The organism is Anaeromusa acidaminophila DSM 3853 (assembly GCF_000374545.1).
Taxonomy (GTDB): Bacteria; Bacillota; Negativicutes; order Anaeromusales; family Anaeromusaceae; genus Anaeromusa; species Anaeromusa acidaminophila.
In genome coordinates this window covers 43451-63293 of sequence record NZ_KB894593.1, presented here as the reverse complement: position 1 = coordinate 63293, position 19843 = coordinate 43451, and the positions used below count along the sequence as shown (strand labels likewise).

20 protein-coding genes and 1 other annotated feature are annotated in these 19843 nt (G+C 49.6%); all 20 genes read right to left on the bottom strand.

Annotated features, from left to right (window positions below):
* Positions 1-15: 15 nt before the first annotated feature.
* Complete coding sequence (locus C508_RS0110045; RefSeq protein ID WP_018703434.1) at positions 16-3078, bottom strand: efflux RND transporter permease subunit; 3063 nt, start codon at positions 3076-3078, stop codon at positions 16-18.
* Positions 3075-4208, bottom strand: a complete 1134-nt coding sequence (locus tag C508_RS0110040; protein WP_018703433.1) for an efflux RND transporter periplasmic adaptor subunit — start codon at positions 4206-4208, stop codon at positions 3075-3077. Before C508_RS0110040 ends, C508_RS0110045 begins: the two co-directional genes overlap by 4 nt.
* Before the next feature lie 155 nt (positions 4209-4363).
* Positions 4364-5455, bottom strand: coding sequence for a 3-dehydroquinate synthase (gene aroB, locus C508_RS18275; protein ID WP_039797233.1), 1092 nt, complete (start codon positions 5453-5455; stop codon positions 4364-4366).
* Positions 5427-5975 (bottom strand): shikimate kinase, encoded by a 549-nt coding sequence (locus tag C508_RS0110030; protein WP_018703431.1) that lies wholly within the window; start codon positions 5973-5975, stop codon positions 5427-5429. The genes aroB and C508_RS0110030 overlap by 29 nt, the downstream gene beginning before the upstream one ends.
* Positions 5972-7126: a chorismate synthase gene (gene aroC, locus C508_RS0110025; protein WP_018703430.1), complete on the bottom strand. Its 1155-nt coding sequence runs from the start codon at positions 7124-7126 to the stop codon at positions 5972-5974. The genes C508_RS0110030 and aroC overlap by 4 nt, the downstream gene beginning before the upstream one ends.
* 32 nt (positions 7127-7158) lie before the next feature.
* Positions 7159-7701, bottom strand: a complete 543-nt coding sequence (pilO, locus tag C508_RS0110020; RefSeq protein ID WP_169342526.1) for a type 4a pilus biogenesis protein PilO — start codon at positions 7699-7701, stop codon at positions 7159-7161.
* Positions 7702-7709: 8 nt separating this feature from the next.
* Positions 7710-8237 (bottom strand): PilN domain-containing protein, encoded by a 528-nt coding sequence (locus tag C508_RS0110015; protein WP_018703428.1) that lies wholly within the window; start codon positions 8235-8237, stop codon positions 7710-7712.
* On the bottom strand, positions 8224-9165 hold the full coding sequence (gene pilM / locus C508_RS0110010) for a type IV pilus biogenesis protein PilM (protein WP_018703427.1): 942 nt from the start codon (positions 9163-9165) through the stop codon (positions 8224-8226). The genes C508_RS0110015 and pilM overlap by 14 nt, the downstream gene beginning before the upstream one ends.
* Before the next feature lie 6 nt (positions 9166-9171).
* Positions 9172-9459, bottom strand: a complete 288-nt coding sequence (locus C508_RS0110005) for a late competence development ComFB family protein (RefSeq protein WP_018703426.1) — start codon at positions 9457-9459, stop codon at positions 9172-9174.
* On the bottom strand, positions 9460-10470 hold the full coding sequence (locus tag C508_RS0110000; protein ID WP_018703425.1) for a pilus assembly PilX N-terminal domain-containing protein: 1011 nt from the start codon (positions 10468-10470) through the stop codon (positions 9460-9462).
* The gene (locus C508_RS18270; RefSeq protein WP_083928073.1) at positions 10460-11059 is read right to left on the bottom strand and encodes a prepilin-type N-terminal cleavage/methylation domain-containing protein; all 600 of its coding nucleotides are present in this window, start codon (positions 11057-11059) and stop codon (positions 10460-10462) included. The genes C508_RS0110000 and C508_RS18270 overlap by 11 nt, the downstream gene beginning before the upstream one ends.
* A complete protein-coding gene (locus C508_RS0109990) occupies positions 10993-11361 on the bottom strand; it encodes a type IV pilus modification PilV family protein (protein WP_018703423.1) in 369 nt (122 codons plus the stop codon). Before C508_RS0109990 ends, C508_RS18270 begins: the two co-directional genes overlap by 67 nt.
* Positions 11348-11827, bottom strand: coding sequence for a pilus assembly FimT family protein (locus C508_RS0109985; protein ID WP_018703422.1), 480 nt, complete (start codon positions 11825-11827; stop codon positions 11348-11350). The genes C508_RS0109990 and C508_RS0109985 overlap by 14 nt, the downstream gene beginning before the upstream one ends.
* Before the next feature lie 130 nt (positions 11828-11957).
* Complete coding sequence (locus C508_RS0109980; protein WP_018703421.1) at positions 11958-12818, bottom strand: prephenate dehydrogenase; 861 nt, start codon at positions 12816-12818, stop codon at positions 11958-11960.
* Positions 12815-13831, bottom strand: a complete 1017-nt coding sequence (aroF, locus tag C508_RS0109975) for a 3-deoxy-7-phosphoheptulonate synthase (RefSeq protein WP_018703420.1) — start codon at positions 13829-13831, stop codon at positions 12815-12817. The genes C508_RS0109980 and aroF overlap by 4 nt, the downstream gene beginning before the upstream one ends.
* Before the next feature lie 133 nt (positions 13832-13964).
* Positions 13965-14214: a binding site (T-box leader), on the bottom strand.
* An 83-nt stretch (positions 14215-14297) separates the two neighbouring features.
* Positions 14298-15716: an Rne/Rng family ribonuclease gene (locus tag C508_RS0109970; protein ID WP_018703419.1), complete on the bottom strand. Its 1419-nt coding sequence runs from the start codon at positions 15714-15716 to the stop codon at positions 14298-14300.
* A complete protein-coding gene (locus C508_RS18265) occupies positions 15713-16435 on the bottom strand; it encodes a TIGR03936 family radical SAM-associated protein (protein ID WP_018703418.1) in 723 nt (240 codons plus the stop codon). Before C508_RS18265 ends, C508_RS0109970 begins: the two co-directional genes overlap by 4 nt.
* The gene (locus C508_RS0109960) at positions 16428-18284 is read right to left on the bottom strand and encodes a TIGR03960 family B12-binding radical SAM protein (protein WP_018703417.1); all 1857 of its coding nucleotides are present in this window, start codon (positions 18282-18284) and stop codon (positions 16428-16430) included. The genes C508_RS18265 and C508_RS0109960 overlap by 8 nt, the downstream gene beginning before the upstream one ends.
* Before the next feature lie 115 nt (positions 18285-18399).
* Positions 18400-19506, bottom strand: coding sequence for a rod shape-determining protein RodA (gene rodA, locus C508_RS0109955; protein WP_018703416.1), 1107 nt, complete (start codon positions 19504-19506; stop codon positions 18400-18402).
* A 66-nt stretch (positions 19507-19572) separates the two neighbouring features.
* On the bottom strand, positions 19573-19833 hold the full coding sequence (gene minE / locus C508_RS0109950; protein WP_018703415.1) for a cell division topological specificity factor MinE: 261 nt from the start codon (positions 19831-19833) through the stop codon (positions 19573-19575).
* Positions 19834-19843 lie beyond the last annotated feature (10 nt).

Below are 19843 nucleotides of genomic sequence, written 5' to 3'. Positions count from 1 at the left end.
AAAGAATTCCCAAAGTCACATTTGATTTTTCTTGGAACGAAGGCCTTCCAACAGCATATATACCAATGGGACTACTACTAACGTAAGCACCGTTGAAGTAATCAAGCCGCCAACAAGAACAACCCCCATAGAGGAGCGCATCTCCGCCCCGGCCCCTATTCCCATGGCTACGGGAAGCATGCCAAAAATCATAGCCATGGTTGTCATCAGAATCGGACGCAAACGCACTGAGCCCGCCTCAACCAATGCTTCCCGAATCTCCCAGCCTTCCCGGCGCAGTTGATTGGTATAGTCAATGAGCAAAATAGCATTTTTCGTCACCAAGCCCATAAGCATGATTGCGCCAATCAAGGAAATCATATTGATGGTTTTGCCTGTCATCATTAAGGACAAAATAGCGCCTACCAGCGAAAATGGCAGCGACAACATGATGGTCATGGGATGTACAAAACTTTCAAACTCAGCCGCCAGCACCATGTAGATCAAAATAACCGCTAAGAGAATGGCTTTACTGATTTGTCCAAACGCGCTATTCATGCTGTCAGCCTGACCAACAAATTTATAACTATAACCTAAAGGCAGATTCAAATCCGGAATCAACGCCTTAACCTGATTGAGAATCTCACCGGCGGAAACCCCGACTGCGTTCGCATAGACAATAACCTGCCGTTGCCTTGATTCGCGGTCAATCTGGGTGGGCCCTGCGCTGACTTTTACGGTGGCAATATCCGCTAACCGCACAAAGGATCCATTAGCGGCTGTGCTAACTCGCAAGTTCGCTACATCGTCATAACTGACGCGCCGCTTTTCCTGCAACCGCAAACGGATGTCATAATCATTGCCGCCTACATTATATTGATTTTTGGTCACAACCCCCAAAAAAGCGGTTTGAATAATATCACCGGCTGTAGCAGCGGTAATTCCTACGCTTCCTGCCTTAGCTGGGTCCAGCTTCACATGGATCTGAGGCTCGTACTGCTCACTGGAAATATCAACGTCCGCCGTTCCCGGCAGTTGCCGAATCATATCAGCCAGTTCCTGCGCCTTTTGATTCAGCACCTCCAGCTCGGGACCGCGCAACCCCAGCTGTACCGGGCGGCTGTCGCCGCGGCCAATCCCCTGATTGGTCACTACAGCTACTTTGAGTCCCTTGATCTTCCTGGTTTTAACCCGCAGCTCGTTCATAATATCGTCCATCGTGCGATTACGCTCTGAGCCAGGGGTCAAGCGAACTCCAATTGTGCCTTTATAAATGGGATCACGCCTAGCCGCCGTCACAACAAACGCTGATTTCAATTCTGGCAGCTCCAGCACCATTTTCTCCAAAGGCTGCGCCAGCTCAATCATTTGATCCTGAGACGTACCGGCGGGAGCGGAAAAATTAATAGAAAACTCGCCTGAGTCATAGCTGGGCTGAAACTCAACCCCTACAAAAGGCAACAGCAAACCGTTAATAAACAAAGATAAAAAGGCGATTGCCACCAATTTTTTGGGACGCCGCAGCGCCCAGCGCAGCACTTCCCGATAAATGTCGCGCAGCCATAAAAAAGACTGCTCCCAAACATCTAACACCTTCTGAATAAAAGGCAGCGACTCTCTGCCTCCATGACCTTTCAGCCAGTAAGCAGAAAGCATCGGCGTCAGCGTAAACGCCACAAAGAGAGAAAAAGTAACCGCAAAAGCAACAGTCAGACCAAATTGCTTGAAAAACTGTCCAACCACTTCGCCCATACTGCCTACAGGCACAAACACAGCTAAAATGGACAGCGTCGTTGCCAGCACCGCCAAGGAAATTTCCTGCGTTCCTTCTTTAGCCGCCTGTAAGGGCGGCTTCCCCTCTTCCATATGGCGGAAGATATTTTCAATAACCACAATGGCATCATCTATCAAAATGCCCACGGCCAAACTCAACCCCATCAAAGACATATTGTTAAGGGTAAAGTTCATCACCTTCATCAAAAAGAAGGTAGCAATAATGGATGTTGGAATGGCAATAGCAGAAATAAGCGTAGCCCGCACATTCTGCAAAAACAAAAAGGTAATAACAACCGCCAAAAAGCCGCCGAAAAGGAGCGAGACCATGACGTCTTCCACATTGTCTCTAATGTAGGTAGAACTGTCTCGCACAATGGTGACGTTAATGTCCTTCGGAAGCACCCTTTCCTGCATGCTCTTCATCGCTTTTTTCGCACGCTCGGCTACATCAACCGTATTAGAGCCTGACTGCTTTTGCACCGCCACCATGACGCTGGGTTTACCGTTGGTATGAGCAAATCCCCGTTCCTCAGCATAGCTGTCCACAACTTCGACAACGTCGCCAACACGTATAAGACGCCCGTCGCGGTTAGCCAGCACCAGGTTGCGCAATTCCTCTACCGACGTATATTTCCCCAAGGTACGCACCGTCAGTTCCAAACTTTTAGCGCTGACCTGCCCGCCCGGAGTATCTATATTTTGCGCATTTACTGCGTCTTCCAATTGCTGATAGGTAATATTGTAGGCTTCCATTTTGGCCGGATCGATGCGCAGTTGAATTTCCCGCAGCGTCGAACCAAATACATTGACATCGCCTACTCCATCCAGCCGCTGCAGCTCATCTTTAACAATATCTACAGCCAATTTGCGGATTTCTTGACGCGGCCGTTCATCCGATGCCAAACTGAAATAAATAATAGATTGCGCACTGATATCAAAGCGCTGCACTACCGGCTCGTCAATCTGATCCGGCAGCTTTTTGCGCACCCCTGCAACTTTTTCACGCACTTCATTGGCCGCCATTTTGGGGTCGGTGCCAAATTCAAATTCCAAGGTAATTTGCGAGGTGCCTGTTTTAGAAATAGAAGACAAGGTCTTTATGCCGGATACCGAACTGACCGCATCCTCAATCGGTTTAGTGACCAGTGTTTCCATTTCCTCCGGTGAAGCGCCCGTGTAGGTCACCGTTACATTAACAATAGGAAATTCCACATCCGGATACAAATCCAAGCCAATGCCGGAATAGGAACTCAGGCCAAATACCACCAGCAACAACACCAACATAGTGGTAAAAACCGGCCGCCTGATAAATGTTTCGATCATTTTGCGGCCTCCGCTTCACTGTCGCCTGCGTCAATTTTTGCTCCGTCACGCAGTTTGTTTTGACCGGAAGTTACAATTTGCTCTCCTTCTTGCAATCCTTCCAAAATCTCAGCCCAACCGCCGCCGATATAACCGGTTTTCAGCAAACGTTGCTGCACCCTTCTTTCGGCATTGACCACGTAGACAGTTTTTTGGTCTTCCCTCATTACTAAGGCGCTTTCAGGCACTACCAAGGCATTGTGGTGCGCCGCACCAGTCACTTCCGCTTTAGCAAACATGCCCGGTTTCAATATCCCTGTCGGATTGGAAATTTCAATTTCCGCCATAAAGGCGCGAGAAGCCGTCGCCGCAGACGGAGACACACGCACAATAACGCCCTCGAAAATTTGATTCCCCAAGGCTTCTATGCGCACAGACACTTTCTTACCCACAGCTACATCGCTCACCTGCGCTTCACCGACCGTTACTTTCGCCAGCAACGAGGTTAAATCAGCCACCGTTACAATAGCGGTTCCCAATTTAGTGTAGCCCCCAGACTGCAAAAAGCGCTTGGTAATTACACCCGCTTTCGGAGACCGCACCTGGGTATAATCCAGTTTAGCTTTGGCCAAAGCCAAACTGCCCTCATACGAACGTACCTGGCCGATAGCAAGATCTCTCTTCGTCCTAGCCGTATCCAAAGAGGCGACCGAAACAGCGCCTTGTTCAGATAAAGATTCCATGCGCTGCAAATCTAACTGCGCCTGTTCTAAATCGGCTTTTTTCGACAACAAGTTTCCCTCCGCCTGAATAACCTGCGCTTCCAGTTCCGCCGTATCCATTTGCGCCAGCAACGTTCCCGCAGCTACCTGGTCGCCTTCTTCTACAAGCACGCGATCAAGGCGGCCATCCACCTTTGCGGATACATCAGCATTCCAAACAGGCTCCAGACTACCTGAAAAAATCAGTACCGGCTGCAAATTCTGACGTCCAACTACTGCGGTCGTAACATTGGGTATCTTTCCCTGCGCCATACGGGCCGCCCGCTCTTTATTCGCTGAAATATTGCTGTAGATGCGAAAGCCAATAATCGCAGACAGTACAACTACAACAAGAACCGTAACTGTGAGTATTTTTTTCTTCCGTGTCACCCTTGCTTCAACTCCTACCTCTAATTTACGTTGTTTATACAACTATAAATGCAAACATTTAGAATGATTCCACTAATAAAGAAAAATTCCTCCCATAATTGCAATAAAAAATACTCTTGATTGAAAAATTCTCCAATCAAGAGTACTTTTGTGTTTTAATTACCGCAAATATAACATAATGCCGCCCTTATATCCGTATTCGTCGCTTCCTTAGTTACAAAAGCCGCCCCGGCTTCCTGTAACAACACCCAATGCAGTGCGCCTTCAGCCACTTTTTTATCATGCATTAAAAGCGGCTCCAATTGTCCAGCAGAACATACCGTGCTCCGTATGGGAAGCCCAAATGTTTTTAAAATACGCTCCAGTCTCTCACAAGTTCCTGGAGCCGTCACGCCGCAAAGTTCTCCCAGATAAGCCGCTCCGACCATGCCAATAGCCACTGCTTCCCCGTGAATATAATGCGCAAAGGAAGTAGCGCTTTCTAAAGCGTGTCCCATCGTATGACCAAAATTCAAAAGCGCTCTCCGTCCTGTTTCCTTCTCGTCTTCCGCTACGATCGCCGCTTTATGGCGACAACAAACGCCAATAACATACTCTATTTCTGCCCGGCTCTTTTGACGCAAAGCCACTGCATGCTTCTCCAGCCATGCTAGAAAAGACGCGTCAAAAATCGCTCCGTATTTCACAACCTCCGCCAGCCCGCCAGCCCATTCGCGCTCTGGTAAAGTGTCCAGTGTCGTCACATCCGCCGCTACTAAATGAGGCTGATAAAAGGCGCCGATTAGATTTTTTCCCTGCGGATGGTTCACCGCTACTTTGCCGCCCACGCTGGAATCCACCTGCGCCAACAAGGTCGTAGGCAGTTGCACAAAAGGAACGCCCCGCAAAAAGGTAGCCGCCACAAATCCAGCCAAATCCCCTACAACCCCGCCGCCTAAAGCAATGATAGGTCTCTTTCGATCAATCCCCGCTAGCAGCGCTTCATCATACAGCCGCTGCGCCCAGTTAAAGGTTTTAGCGCTTTCACCGGCCGGAACCACAGCCATTCGTACTTGCCAGCCCGCCGCCTCTAATGCATTTTTCACAGCTCCCCCATATAAAGGCCGCACATTTTCGTCAGTCACCACTAGCGTATTTCCTGCTTTTAAAGCGGCCTGCGAACACAAGGCCGGTAATTGTCCCAATACGTCAGCTGCAATATGAATCTCGTAGGTGCGTTCACCGGTGGCTACTTCGACGATGTCCACGCAACCAGCCTCCTTGCCTTACAAATTCCACTATTTTTTCCGCAATTTCCTGCGGTCCGCATTCGCTTGTATCAATAACTACGTCTGCTGCTTGCGTATATACCTCTTCACGCTGAGACAAAAGAGACCTCACTCGCTCTTCCCGTTCCTCCACCGCCAGCAGCGGACGATTTTGTCTTCGGCCGGTACGCTCCAAAATAACTTCCGGCGAGGCCTGGAGTAAAACCAAAATTCCATTGCGCCGCAAGCGTTTTACATTTTCCTCGTCCAGAACCACACCGCCGCCAGTGGCAATAACGGTTCCTGTATAGCGCGATAGACGGGCAATCATTTCCTTTTCCTTACTGCGAAAAGCTTCTTCGCCTAATTGCTCGAAAATCTCAGAAATGCTTTTCCCTTCCTGGCTTTCCAATTTACGATCGCTATCAACAAAAGGATAACCAAGCCTTGCCGCTAAAATCCTGCCAATCGTAGTCTTGCCAGTTCCCATAAAGCCAATTAGAACAAGATTGCGTCTCATGCTCGCTTCTCCAAACGCTGTTTATAAGCATCAATGTTTTGTTTTAGATCCTGGAAACAATCACCGCCAAATTGTTCACTGATCACCTGCGCCAAGGTAATAGCCAGCATCGCTTCCGCCACTACGGCCGCAGCCGGCACCGCGCAGACATCACTGCGTTCTTTGCAGGCGTCTACGGCTGCCTTAGTCCGCAAATCCACCGTAGCCAACGGCTGCATCAACGTAGGAATCGGCTTCATTACGAGGCGCAGCCACACCACTTCCCCGTTGCTCATACCGCCTTCTAAACCGCCAGCATGATTGGTACGGCGGAAAAAACCTTGCGAGTCAGCATGGAAAATTTCATCATGCGCTTGGCTTCCAGGCAGGTTTGCATATTGGAAGCCTTCGCCAAACTCAACGCCTTTAATAGCGGGAATCGAAACCATAGCCGCCGCTAAACGCGCATCCAAGCGCCGATCTCCTTGGGCATAGGTGCCAAGGCCCGCCCAAAGTCCGTCTGCGAAAACCTCGATCACGCCCCCCAGTGTGTCCCCTGCGTTCTTCGCCTCTTCCACTCTCTGTTTCATAGCCAGCGAAGCCGCCTCATCCAGACAGGCTGTCTGCGGATCCGGTTGCCGCCAAGCTCGAAAAGCCGCCATGCCTTGCAACGGAGATTCCACGCCGCCTAAATTGACAACATGCGATCGGACTTGAACACCCAAAGCCGCCAAAAGCTGTTTGCATACGCCTCCGGCAGCTACGCGAGCTGCCGTTTCCCTAGCGCTGGCTCGTTCCAAAATATCCCGTGCATCCTGTCGATCATATTTCAATACGCCAGTTAAATCCGCATGGCCAGGCCGCACGGCAGTAACCGCATCTCCTGCTGCTTCTCCAAAAGGCGCCATTTTATCGAGCCAATTAGCATGATCTCGGTTCTCCACCACCAAAGTCACCGGCGAACCTAGGGTTTCTCCAAAACGCACTCCTGATGTAACTCGGACCGTATCGGTTTCTATCGCCATCCTGCCGCCGCGACCTACCCCCTGCTGGCGCCGCGCCATCTCTTGTTGCATCAACTTTTCTTCCAGTTTTACCCCTGCGGGCACTCCTTCCATAATCACTGTCAAAGATGGTCCATGCGATTCTCCCGCTGTCAAATACCGTATCATGAGTGCTACCCCTCCTGCTCTATGCTTCATTTCTATTTATCACAGTATATAGTAATTGTTAGTTTAGCTTGCACATCTTCTTGTTGTTCCTGCAGCACCAAACTTTGCAATACTGCCAGCCGATTCAGCCTACCCAAAAAAGTTAGAAAAAGTTGCATGCTTTGAAAAGAGCCGCGAGCCGCCAATTCTACAGGAAGCTGAAGCCAGGAAGCCTCTTGTTGCGCCTCTCGAGGACGCACCTGCACAATTGATACCCCGGAATCTCGCGCCGCTTGCTCCAGTTCCAGCAAAAACGCCCCTACTTCCGGCCCCGCTGGTAACTTCTGCTGCAACAATATATATTTTTCTTGCGTCTCTACTTTCCTGGAACTTTGATCCTGTAAGCCGTATTGCTCCAATTGTTCGTTTTCTTCTTCTTGCAGCTTGGTTTTCTCTTCCAACGCCAGCAGCTGCTCTCGGCAAGGCATAATATAAGAAAAAACAATTCCCATAAACAAAATAAACACAGCCGCCAAAATAGCAACCGACTTACGCAACGAAGACTGTTTCCGCCAAAGACGATACCAAAAAACCACGGAAACTGTCATCGCCTTTTTAGCCGTAACGACAATTCAAAATGTTCTAGTCTCTGCTCATCCGCTTCTACCAACCCAAGGCTTAGGCCGCTAAAAGCCGGCTGACTCTCTAAATTTTTCATAAAAGCCACTACATCCCGTTGCGTAAGCGCCATCCCCTTTAAGCGCAATTGACCGCCTGCTTCAGCACTGATTTCCTGTAACCAAACTTGCGGCGGCAGCCTCTTTCCAATGGTATCCAAGGCATAGCCCCAAGGAAGGCTCCCCTGCAGCACCTTCTGCACCAGCTGCCCTTTTCTTTCAATTTGTTCTTGCATCTGCGCTTCTTCTCGTCGAGACGCCTCCATTGGCAGCAAGAGCTGATAGTGATCCCAAGCCTGCTGCCATTTTGCCTCTTGCCGTTGCAACAGGCAAAAATAAAAAAAACTTATACTCACTGCCAAGATGAAAAAACCAACTGTAAGAAACCATATTAATTTTTGTAAACAATCTCTGCCACCTCGCTGATCCGGCGGCAGAAAGTTAACGCAAACCACTTTGGAACCCCCTCATAGCCAATCCGATACTAAGAGACAAGACTGGAGCCGCCGTCTCTAAAAATGTCTTGTCAAAAAGAGGATCCGCTGTTACCTGCTGCCAACAAGCATTTTGTTGTACAGCCAGCCCCGTCTGTTTGGCTACAACTCTCCCTAACGCCTCTTCCGCTAGACGCTCGCCGCCTAAATAGATGCTTTGCAGAGAACATCCCTCATGCAACGTCTGATAAGCCGCCGTTCTTTCCGTTAAAACTGCCGCTAATTCCAAGCCAGACAGCTCTGCTTTCTCACTGACAATCGTTTCAACACGCTCAGGAATTCCTCGATGAACAAAACACAAATGCGCATGCTCTGCTTCCGCCTTAACCAACAGGGCCTCTCCCGGATCTCCATTGGCGCGTGCAAAAGCCACCACTTCCGGTTCCACCGCCGCTAGTTTTACACCAGCCTCGTATGCTGCAGCGACAAGCCAGTCAACACATTCTTTAAGTGCGGCAGCAGCAAACACCAGAGTGTCTCCAGTTGAAGAAGCGCTTTTCAGAACAGCCATATCGTAATAATAGTGTTTACCATTCTCCTTCAGAAAAGGCTGCAATTCCCAGCGCGCTGCTTCCAATAGTTCTCTTTCAGGCATACTAGGAAACCGAAACACTTGAAAATAAGAATGTTCTGATCCAATACCTGCTACAGCAAATTCTGCCTGCATTCCATTACGGCCTAAGGCATCCCGCAGAAGTTCCCCCTCCATTTGCGAGGAAACCGCCTTCTCACCCCACGGTCTATCTTCAATAGCAAATTGCCGCAAACGCACAGGCCCGCCAGTTGTTTGCCTCAATTCCGCCACTTGCAGATGGCTAGCGCCAAAATCAATCCCAAAAACTGCCGCAGATTTCCGCCGCCGCCAAATCTGCCGCATACGTTCCCACAAGACTCTTTACTCCGGCGAGGCGGATTCATCATGACGAGGTTTTTTATTAACGATAACCGCAGCCATGCTGATGGCACTAATCACATCGACTGTAAATTGCGCTTCCAAGCCTCTAATTTTAGTAAAAATCTCGCCTCGGTCTGTGGCCACATAGCGCGGCGGTAAAAAATTCAGCGCCAAAGCCGCTAAATCGTTACGACAGCGCGGACAACGGCATACATTCTCAGGATACGAATCCAAAACGCGATCCAAATGGCTCCAGACCAGTTCTTCCATGCAGTTTTTTACATTCATTCAAAGACCCTCCTTCAATTCATAAGTATTCCAGGAGCGAAGCAAAAAGACATCCGTACTTACAGAAGGCAATGCTGGAAAAAGAGGTGGCGCAGCTGCGTATAAATGCGCTTGTTCGCCAATCTGTAGACTCCCTTTGCTCCAAGCTCCGCCAACAAGCTGCACCCGAGCGCCCGCGCTCAGGTTTTGTCCAGCCCACAACCAAACTTGTTCCAGATTGGCGTCATGTCCGACAATAATAGAACCGCTCGCCGCTAACAACCATGGTCCTCGAAAGTGATAATAAGCAGGTACATAAACATCTCCATCCACATAAACTGTACCGCTGGCGCCCTGTCCTGTCGAAGGCTGCTCCAGCAACAGCGTGCCGGAATAATAAAAATCGCCGTTAACAAATTGATCCGTCGGCAATAGAGGGGTATTTCGGCGCTCAATTCCAGCCGGAATAGGCACCGTCAAATCAGCCGCAGGATGGCAGCCCCCTACGCTCACGCTCCCATTGTTCTCCATTTTTTGTCCTAAACAAGGACCATCCACAAACACGCCTTGGCTGGCGCGTATCGTTGCTCCTGCTGAAACTATGCCTTGTAGATAGTCCTGCTCACCTAAAGACAAATCTCCTTCTGTCGCCAACAGGCATTGGGGAAGATTCAAAGAAAGGTCTGCTTCTACAACTAGCTGCCGCGATTCTCCTTGAAAATTCGCCTGTGAAACAATCAGCCGCCGCCATGGTTGACGAGGTAAAATGCTTACTTTATAAGTATCTCCTCCGCCCAGGTTACGGCTATATGAGCCCGTAAACGCTCTATTAGAAGCTAATTTGACGATACCATCCTGAATTCCTGCTTCTGCCAGATATTGCGCCTGGATTCCCCGACTCACCGAGGCTGCCGTAGCCGTTTCGCTATGTATATAAGTTACAATGCCAGTTCCTATTGCTAATAGAAAAAAACAAAGAAGCAAGACCGCAACAAGAATACTGCCGCTTTTTCTCCAACTGTTACAACCCATGTTCACGCCCCCACCCGTTGCAGGAAGAGACTTGTGTTTCCAACGACAATAGCCTTGGTCCATCTTGTACTGTTAACTGAACGCGCACGTTAACTATTCCGCCGCCACGAACAAGAGAAAATGCACATTGGCGCAACGGCAAAGTTCGCACGGCCCCGGCTCCGCTGCTTACTGGCTGAGCGCCGCCGCCATTCTGTTCTCTGCGTAATAGCAGCATGGATTGATCAAAAAAATAGCTGACATTCGTACAAGGCTTTTCCGCTTGATATTTCAAATACAGCTTCAAATGTGTTGCGTCAGGCGACTCCACATAACTCGCCTGCATTACATCCCTGGAAATAGCATCGATTAGAAAGCGAGCTTCCCTCTGCAAAAGAATTTGTGAAAAGCAATCTTGGGTCAGTTCTACGCCTAATTTAGCTGCAGGAACGATGCAACTCAACAGCACTCCCCACAATAGCATGACAACCAGAAGCTCCGCCAAGGTAAATCCCTTGGAATCTAGGATTCTTAGCCTTTTTTTCATGGAAACAAAGTACTGTATTGCAGTTCTCGCTTGCGCCCGTCTGCGCCTTGCCAGCTGAAACATACAACCGCCTCCCTTAAAGAAGGGCTGATTGTGCTAATCTGCAACGTTCGGCGGCACTGCACGACCAGTCTTCCTGAAAGCTGTCGTTCTTCCTGTCCTGCTGAAACTTCTCCTGTGCGCAAGCGCTCCAATTCCTCTTGCGCTGCCAACGAGACCTCCGACTGCGCTTTAGCTTCTTGCACAGCAAACCATTCCGTCTTCAAAAAAGCAAATATGGCGCCGCCGACACTGAAGAAGATGAAAAAAGCCAGCAGCGTCTCTGCTAGGATAATTCCCGCTTGCGCCTTCTTACATCCAGCCATTGCGCACCTCAATCCGCCCCGGCATATCCAAGACTACAAGCATTGCCTGCGTCGGCCAATAATTGCGCCGCAAAGTCAGTGTAACCCCCGCAGACATACGCCCCGCTTGATTAAATTGAAATTGACGGCCGCAAGGAGAATTAAGCACCACTCCGTCTGGCAAATGAACAGTCTTGCAAACAACTCCATTTCGCAATAATTGATAGCTCGTAATAGGAGATCCCACAAAATATATCGAGGGAAAAACAGGCTGCTCGCAAAAATGATCCGCCGTTCCCATAGCGGTATTAACCGACCATTGGCGCAACAACGCTAAATCCGCCGCCAATTGTTGAGCCCCTACCTCCGTAGGGGCTCCTCTAGGCAAGCGCCAATAAAGCGTACTTGCCGCCATCAAGATCACAATTACTGAGCAGATCGCCAACAGTTCCAGCAGCGAAGCTCCTTGCTGGCGAAATGGTTGCATCGCAAACGCCTCCAGACCTATCCAGTTCTGCCAATTCCGCCTTCGAATTCACATAACTTTCACATATTACATAGGTCTTCGTCGCTCGCTGCTAAGTTCCTGCCTTACGTTTGCAAATTTCCAAGGCAGATTAACGTAAATCCATCAGCCAGCTTTCACGAAAAGTGCGAGCCTGTAAAAAATAATCATGCAGCTTCTTCCGGTCGCCAGACTCAACCGCTTGCGCACATTCTGCAAGAATTTCTTGCAGTTTTCCAATTTGTCGATGTATATGTTCGGCATTGCTAATGCAAATATCCGCCCACATGTCTGCATCAGAGGAAGCAATACGCGTTGTATCCCGAAAACCGCCCCCCGCCATTTGCACCCGAGCGTCCCCCAGCTCCGCTCTGGCTAGCAAATGCACCAGCGCTGCCGCCGTGACATGGGGAATATGGCTAATTACAGCCGCCCATTGATCATGTTCTTGAGGATGCATAACGGCAACCTTGGCTCCCAACGGAAGCAGCAAGTCCCTTAGCAATTCCACCTGCTCCTCCGAAGCTCGTTTCCCGGGCAGCAGCAGGTACCACTGTCCCTGAAACAAGTTTTTTTGCGCCGCTTCCATGCCGCTTCTTTCGCCGCCCGCCATAGGATGACCGCCAATATAGGAGCAACGCTCCGGCAGCAATGACTCTAATGTTTCCGAAACAGCCGACTTAGTGCTTCCCACATCAGAAACAACGCATCCGGCAGGCAATTTTTCCGCAATTTCGGTCATTAAAGACGCCATTTGCAATACTGGTGTCGCTAAAATGACAATATCAGCCTGTTCTACCGCCTCACCAGCGGTAGCAAAGCAACGATCCACAGCTCCTCTTTCCAACGCTAACCGCCTTGCTGGCTCTGCTTTGTCAAATCCATGTATAAAGACATCGGCGCCGCTGTGCCGCAACGCCATACCCAACGAACCGCCAATCAGACCTAAGCCTAAAATCGCAATCCGTCTCACGATAGGCTCCTGCCCATCAAGCCGGCAAAGGAACGAACCTCGTCCATCAACAGATTAAAATTCTTAGGCGTCAAGGACTGATTTCCGTCGCAAAGAGCCCGCGCTGGTTCTGGATGAACTTCTACCATCAGTCCGTCAGCGCCAGCAGCAATGGCGGCTCTGGCCATAGGCGCCACCAAGTTCCATTTCCCTGTAGCATGACTGGGGTCCACGATAATCGGCAGATGACTTAGCATTTTCACAGCCGCAACAGCGCTCAAGTCTAAAGTATTCCGCGTGAAAGGCTCAAAGGTCCGAATGCCTCGTTCACAAAGGACCAGTTGAAAGTTGCCTTCGCGCAAGATGTACTCCGACGCCTGCAACCATTCCTCAATCGTCGCCGACAAGCCTCGTTTCAATAAAACCGGCTTGCCTTTCTTGCCTACCGCCTGCAGCAGCTTAAAGTTCTGCATATTGCGAGCGCCAATTTGCAACATGTCCGCGTAATTACTTACTAGATCCAAAGACTCCACATCCACTACTTCGGTAACCACTTTCAGGCCCACTTCCTGGCTGACTTCCGCCAAAAATTTCAAACCTTGCTCCTCCAACCCTTGAAAGGCGTAAGGAGAAGTACGCGGCTTGTAGGCGCCTCCCCGCAGGAATTGAGCGCCGCCGGCTTTTACAGCCAACGCTGCCTCTCTCAGCTGCTCCTTGCTTTCCACCGCGCAGGGCCCTGCCATAACGGCCAGCTCGTCGCCGCCAATTTGAGCACTGCCAACCGATACGATTGTGTTGCTTTCCTTGACATCTCGACTCACCAAATTCAGCCCGGAACTGACAGGCACTGCTTTTTCAACACCTGGCAAGGCTTCTAAGGCCAGTACGTCAATCGCCTCACGCGCTCCAATCACGCCAATAATGGTATGGGTAGAGCCGTCCGAAAGATGCGGCCGCAATCCTGCCTGTTCAATGTATTCCACTACTCGTTGTACGTCTTCCTGGTGAGCGTTCTTTTTCATAACTACAATCATGATAAATATCTCCTTTTAGGCGCCGCAGGGCGCATTTATTTTTTCCCTCGTTTGTTGTATACACCGTATCTGATAGGCATAGCCATCTTCCATGGCAACCACCTCCTTAAAAAACAAAAAGCACCCGTCCCCTCTCAGGGACGGATGCATGCATCCGCGGTACCACCCTGCTTGCAACGCAAGCCTCTCATTCAGGTACAGGCTGGTCAATGCCGATACCTTAGCCTCTGATAACGGTGGCGCTCCGTCGTATCCTACTTGGAAATTATCCTTTCGGACCGCAGCTCACGAGTGTATTTCCATCGCCTTCTTTACTGTGTCACAGCGCCCCACAGCTCTCTGCAAAAGAAACCCGATGTACTTCTCCCGGTCATTGCCTGTTCGTTTTTTCCTTGGCTTTTACTATAACAGGCAAATACAAACAAGTCAACACGTTTTGCCTATTTAGTAAAATTTTCTTTTTTTGTTAGCCTAACAGCACATACTGTTCCGGGTGCAAGGACGTGTTTCTTTCCACGGAGAACGAACGACAAAATTCTTTTTCCCAGTTTCGCAAACGTTGGCCTAAGAAAGGCTGTTCCGCCAGAAAAGACGACAATTGCAAGGTCACATTCCCCTGCAGTAAATTCTGCCGTTGCCGCCGTCGAAGTTCGCGGGCGATTTCCAAAAAAACAGTTTCACTGGAACGAATACGGCCGCGACCGCTGCAGCAAGGACATGAAGCATGCAGCAACGCACCGATGCTTTGCCGCGATTTTTTACGAGTCATTTCTACCAGTCCCAAGGAAGTAAACCCCATAATATGGGTTTTGGTTCGATCCCGGCGCAATTCTTTTTGCAAGGTTTCTAAAACGCCCTGGCGCGCTGCTTCGCTTTCCATGTCGATAAAATCAATAATAATAATACCGCCTATGTCACGCAAGCGAAGTTGTCTCGCTATCACTTCCGCCGCTTCCAAATTGGCTTGGTATACCGTATCCTCTAGCGTGCTTTTGCCAATAAACTTTCCAGTATTTACATCAATAGCCGTCAAGGCTTCCGTCTGATCAATAACAATAAAGCCACCGCACTCTAAAGGAATCTCCCTGTCGAACAATAAGGCCAATTGCTCCTCCACGCCAAAACGCCCAAACATGTCTTCTTTTGCAGCATATAGTTTTACCCGTTCCGCCAGTTCCTTAGAAATACGCAGCAGCAACTCCCGCATGCGCTGATAGGCATCAGGCTGGTCTACAAGCACTTCATCCACATCTTGGGTGAACTGGTCCCGAATCAGTCGAATGACCAAGTCGGCGTCCCGATACAGCAGTTGCGGCGCCTGGCTGCGCTGCTGCCGCGCCAGTAAGGTCTGCCAAAGATTGCACAGATAGGATATATCTTTTTCTAACTCTTCTTTGCCGCACTCAGCCGCAACTGTGCGCACTATCAAGCCCATCCCCTCTGGACGCAGCGATTCAGCCAATTCTTTTAAACGCTCCCGCTCTTCTTCGGGCTCAATACGCCTGGAAACGCCCACATAGTCAGCGCCAGGCATCAATACCACATGACGTCCGGGTAAGGTCACCTGCGCTGTCGCTCTGGGGCCCTTACTTCCTACTGCATCCTTCGCAATCTGTATAATCAGCTCCTGCCCGACGCTCAGGGATCCTGCCTGCCTAGACGTTTCCGGCAAATCTCCTAAATATAAAAAAGCATTTTTTTCCGTCCCAATATCAATAAAGGCAGCTTGCATGCCAGGCAGAATATTTTGCACCTGTCCTTTGTAAATATTACCGACCAAGGGACCGGCTCCTTGACGCTCCGCGGCAATTTCCAAAAGAAGGTCATCTTCGCAAAGAGCCAGACGTGTCTCTTCGGGAGTCACATTTACCAAGTACCGTCTCATGACGGCAGGGCCTCCACAACCTCGCCAGTTCCAAACAAGCTTTGCTCTTGACCTTGCTCATCGTCTACATACAAGCCCACGCGATGAATCCGAGCCGCAGCCCGCCAGCGCTGCCCCTGCCCCACCAGCGCGCCTGCCGCTTCAACAACCTCCACAGGCTTCATGCTGCCTGTAGGAGTAATACGAATAGAAAAGGAAAGAGCGCACTCTTCAGCGGACAAAGGCTGCACCGTCAATGTTCCCGGCACATACGTCTTGGCGTCAATATTCCGGTTTCCTTTAGGGGACAGCTTAGTGTACGGAACGGTTGCGGCATTTTGAAAAGCCGCAGCCCCTTGAACCGCCTCGCTTTCTGACAGACGCAAAACCACGCGGTAAGCGGCGCGGTTAATCTGAGACATCAAAGAAGGCGCCCGTTCTGGAAGATAGCACAACCGTTTCACGCGAATGCCTCGTGGCAAAGCTTTGTTCAGCCTAGCGGCACAGTCCTCCAATACCACTGTCTCCGTTAGTTCTAAGTCCATATACTCGCCTTCACTGGTTACGCCCACCGATAAAGCCGAAGCAAAAGCCAGTTTCATATGCGGATTAAAGCCTTCAGAATATGCTGCAGGCAGCTTAGCCCTACGAATGGCTCGTTCCATGGCGCGAGCATAATCCAAGTGGGAAATAAAGCAAACTTCTTCTTCTTTGGTAATCTCCATCCGAACCTTATGCATTTTTGCTCCTCCAATCCTGAACAGAAACGCCCAGCGCCGGACAGACGCCGCAGGCGCCGCAAGCCCCTCGCCGACAGTCTTCTGTTAACGTCGCCGCCAGCGCAGCTGCATATTCACTCTGTAAAAATTCCTTATTCACACCACAGGATAAATGGTCCCAAGGCAACTTCTCCTCAAGCCGTCTCTCACGGTTGGCGTATTGATGCGGATCTACATCACAAGCTTCAAAGGCTTCCATCCAGGTCCGATAGTTAAAATGCTCCGACCAGCCGTCAAAGCGCGCACCGCCGCGCCAGGCTGCAAGCAACACGGCTCCCAAACGCCGATCGCCTCTGGCAAAAACGCCTTCTAAAAAGCTGGTCCGTGAATCATGCCAGCTCAATGTAACGCCGCCGCCTCGAATCCGCTCCCGCAACAATTGCTGCTTGCGTTCAATTTCCTCACGACTGTTTTGAGGAAACCACTGAAACGCCGTATGCGGTTTGGGCACAAAAGAGGAAACGCTAACCGTCACTTTAACGCCTTTTCTTCCTTTTACCGCTTTATACCAATCTACGACCTTATAGGCCAAATCCGCAATTCCCAGCACGTCTTCATCTGTTTCCGTAGGTAAACCAATCATAAAATAGAGCTTTACCGTCGACCAGCCGGAGGAAAAAGCCGCACTAACCGCTTGGCGCAGATTCTCTTCAGTAACCCCTTTGTTAATTACATCTCGCAAGCGCTGCGTTCCCGCTTCCGGTGCAAATGTCAAACCGCTTTTGCGCACTTGTTGTACCTTATGGGCCAAATCCACAGAAAAACTGTCAATCCGCAGAGAAGGCAGCGATAAACTAACGCCCTCCGCTTTGTGTTTCTCCAGCAAAGTTTCCACTAACGGCTCCAAACAGGAATAATCAGCAGAGCTTAATGATGTCAAAGACATTTCATTGTAGCCTGTATGCTCCAACATTTCCTTGGCCAATTCCTGCAAAGTCTCTTGTTTGCGTTCCCGTACCGGACGATAGATAATGCCGGCTTGGCAAAAGCGGCAGCCCCGCGTGCAGCCGCGAAATAGTTCAAGCATAATCCGGTCATGCACCGATTCCACATAGGAAACAATCGGCCGCGTTGCCGTTCCCATCGCATCCAAGTCTGCCACCACGCGTTTTTGCACGCACGCCGGCGCCTCTGGCTGCAACGGAGTTACAACCGTATCAAAGGATGTATCATCATACCGAACTTCATAAAAAGAAGGCACATAAATGCCGCGGCAAGTAGCCAAACGACGCAAAATCTCCTGGCGCCCGCCGGGTTTGCCAGCTTCTTTCCACGCACTATATTGCTCGATTACTTCGCCTAAGACTTCTTCGCCTTCTCCCAAAACAAAGCAATCGAAAAAGTCAGCAGCAGGCTCCGGATTAAACGCGCAAGGACCGCCGCCGAGAATCAAAGGCTCATTCTCTTGCCGCTCCTTCGCTAGCAAAGATATACCCGCTAAGTCCAACATATTCAACACATTGCTATAACTCATTTCATATTGCAAAGAAAAGCCGACCAAATCAAATTCCCGAATCGGCGTGCGTGTTTCCAATGAATACAAGGGTAATCCGGCCTCACGCATTTCTTTCTCCATATCCACCCAGGGCGCGTATACGCGTTCCACGGCCACGTCTTCTCGCTCATTCATTAACTGGTATAATATTTTTAACCCCAAATTTGACATGCCTACTTCATACACATCCGGTAAAGACAACGCCATACGCACGATACCAGAATGCAATTCCTTGTGCACGCTATTATACTCCTGCCCGGTGTAACGGGCGGGCTTTTCCACACGACTTAGCATGGCCGCATCCAAATGAAGCATTATTTATCCTCCTCTTAATAAAACGTCAACAAGACGCCTCCAGCGCCATAGCACCGAATAGGCGCATGACCACTACGGGGCGTCCTGTTACAATAGCTTTCGCCATCAGGCCACTTCAAAACATAATTTTCTGTCTGCGCATGTACACATTCAACAGCAGGCCGACGCTAAGCAAATTAGTAGTCAGCGCGCTAACTCCATAACTCATAAAGGGCAAGGGAATGCCTGTCACCGGCATAATTCCGGCAGTCATGCCGACATTTACCAGCACATGGAACCCCAGCATCGACGTTACTCCTGTCGCCAACAGAGAGCCAAAATTATCTCTGGCTTCTCCGGCGATTTTAACCCCCCGGTAGAGCAGAACAAAATACAAGAGCAACAGCAGCGCAGAGCCCAAAAATCCCAACTCTTCACCAATGACTGCAAAAATAAAATCCGTATGGTTTTCAGGCAGAAAGTTCAACTGACTTTGGGTCCCGCCAAAAAGCCCCTTCCCCCAAAGCATGCCTGAACCAATAGCAATTTTCGACTGAATAATATGATACCCAGATCCCAAAGGATCAACATTGGGATCCAAAAAAACAGTCAAACGCTTTTTTTGGTAATCCTTAAGAAAATGCCAAAAAATAGGCATAAACGCCAAACCGGCGCCAAAAATAGCCATCAAATATTTTGCATTAATTCCTGCGATAAAAATCATACCGAAAAGAATCGCTAAGAATACCAGCGACGTTCCCAAATCCGGCTGCTTCATTACCAACAGGAACGGTATTGCCACATACAAAAATACGGGTAATATTTCTCGGAATGAGTTGAGTTTTCCGACCCGCCCCTCTAACAATTTTGCCAAAGCAATGATCATGATCAGCTTGGAAAATTCCGAAGGCTGTAAACTAATGGGCCCTACCTGAATCCATCGCTGCGCGCCCAGCGCGCTCTGTCCCACAAACATTACCGCTAGAAGCAGCACTAAGTTAAAGCCATATAGCGGTTGCGCCAGCCGCCCTAGGGAGCGATAGTCGAAGTTCAGCAATCCTACTATCAGCACCACATTCAAAATAGCAAACAGCCCTTGCCGTTGCACAAACCAATATCGTTCTTCCGAAGGATTATTGATGTGCGTAGCGCTGCCGATAATAACCAGACTTAACAAAAGCAACAACGCCGTTACTCCGATAAGGGTCCAGTCAAGATTGCGCAATAGTCTTCGGTTAAGCATTGCACGCGATGTTTCCTTCCTCTTTGATCTACCCTTTCGCTATGCAGCATGCCTTGAAACGATCTATTAACGCTTCATGCGTTGCACAGGAATATTAGCAATCAACGCCACTGCAGATTTATCATTTGTCAGACTGAATTCCATGTCGTGCTCATTAATCTCCATGTATTTTGAAATTACCTTGATCAAATCATCACGCATGGCTTCCATAATCTGCGGAGACACACTGGCCCGGTCATGTACAAGAACAAGACGCAGACGCTCTTTGGCAATATCTTTAGACGCACTATTTTCACGCCCGAAAATTTTTTGGATAAGTGCTAACATCTTTGTCCCT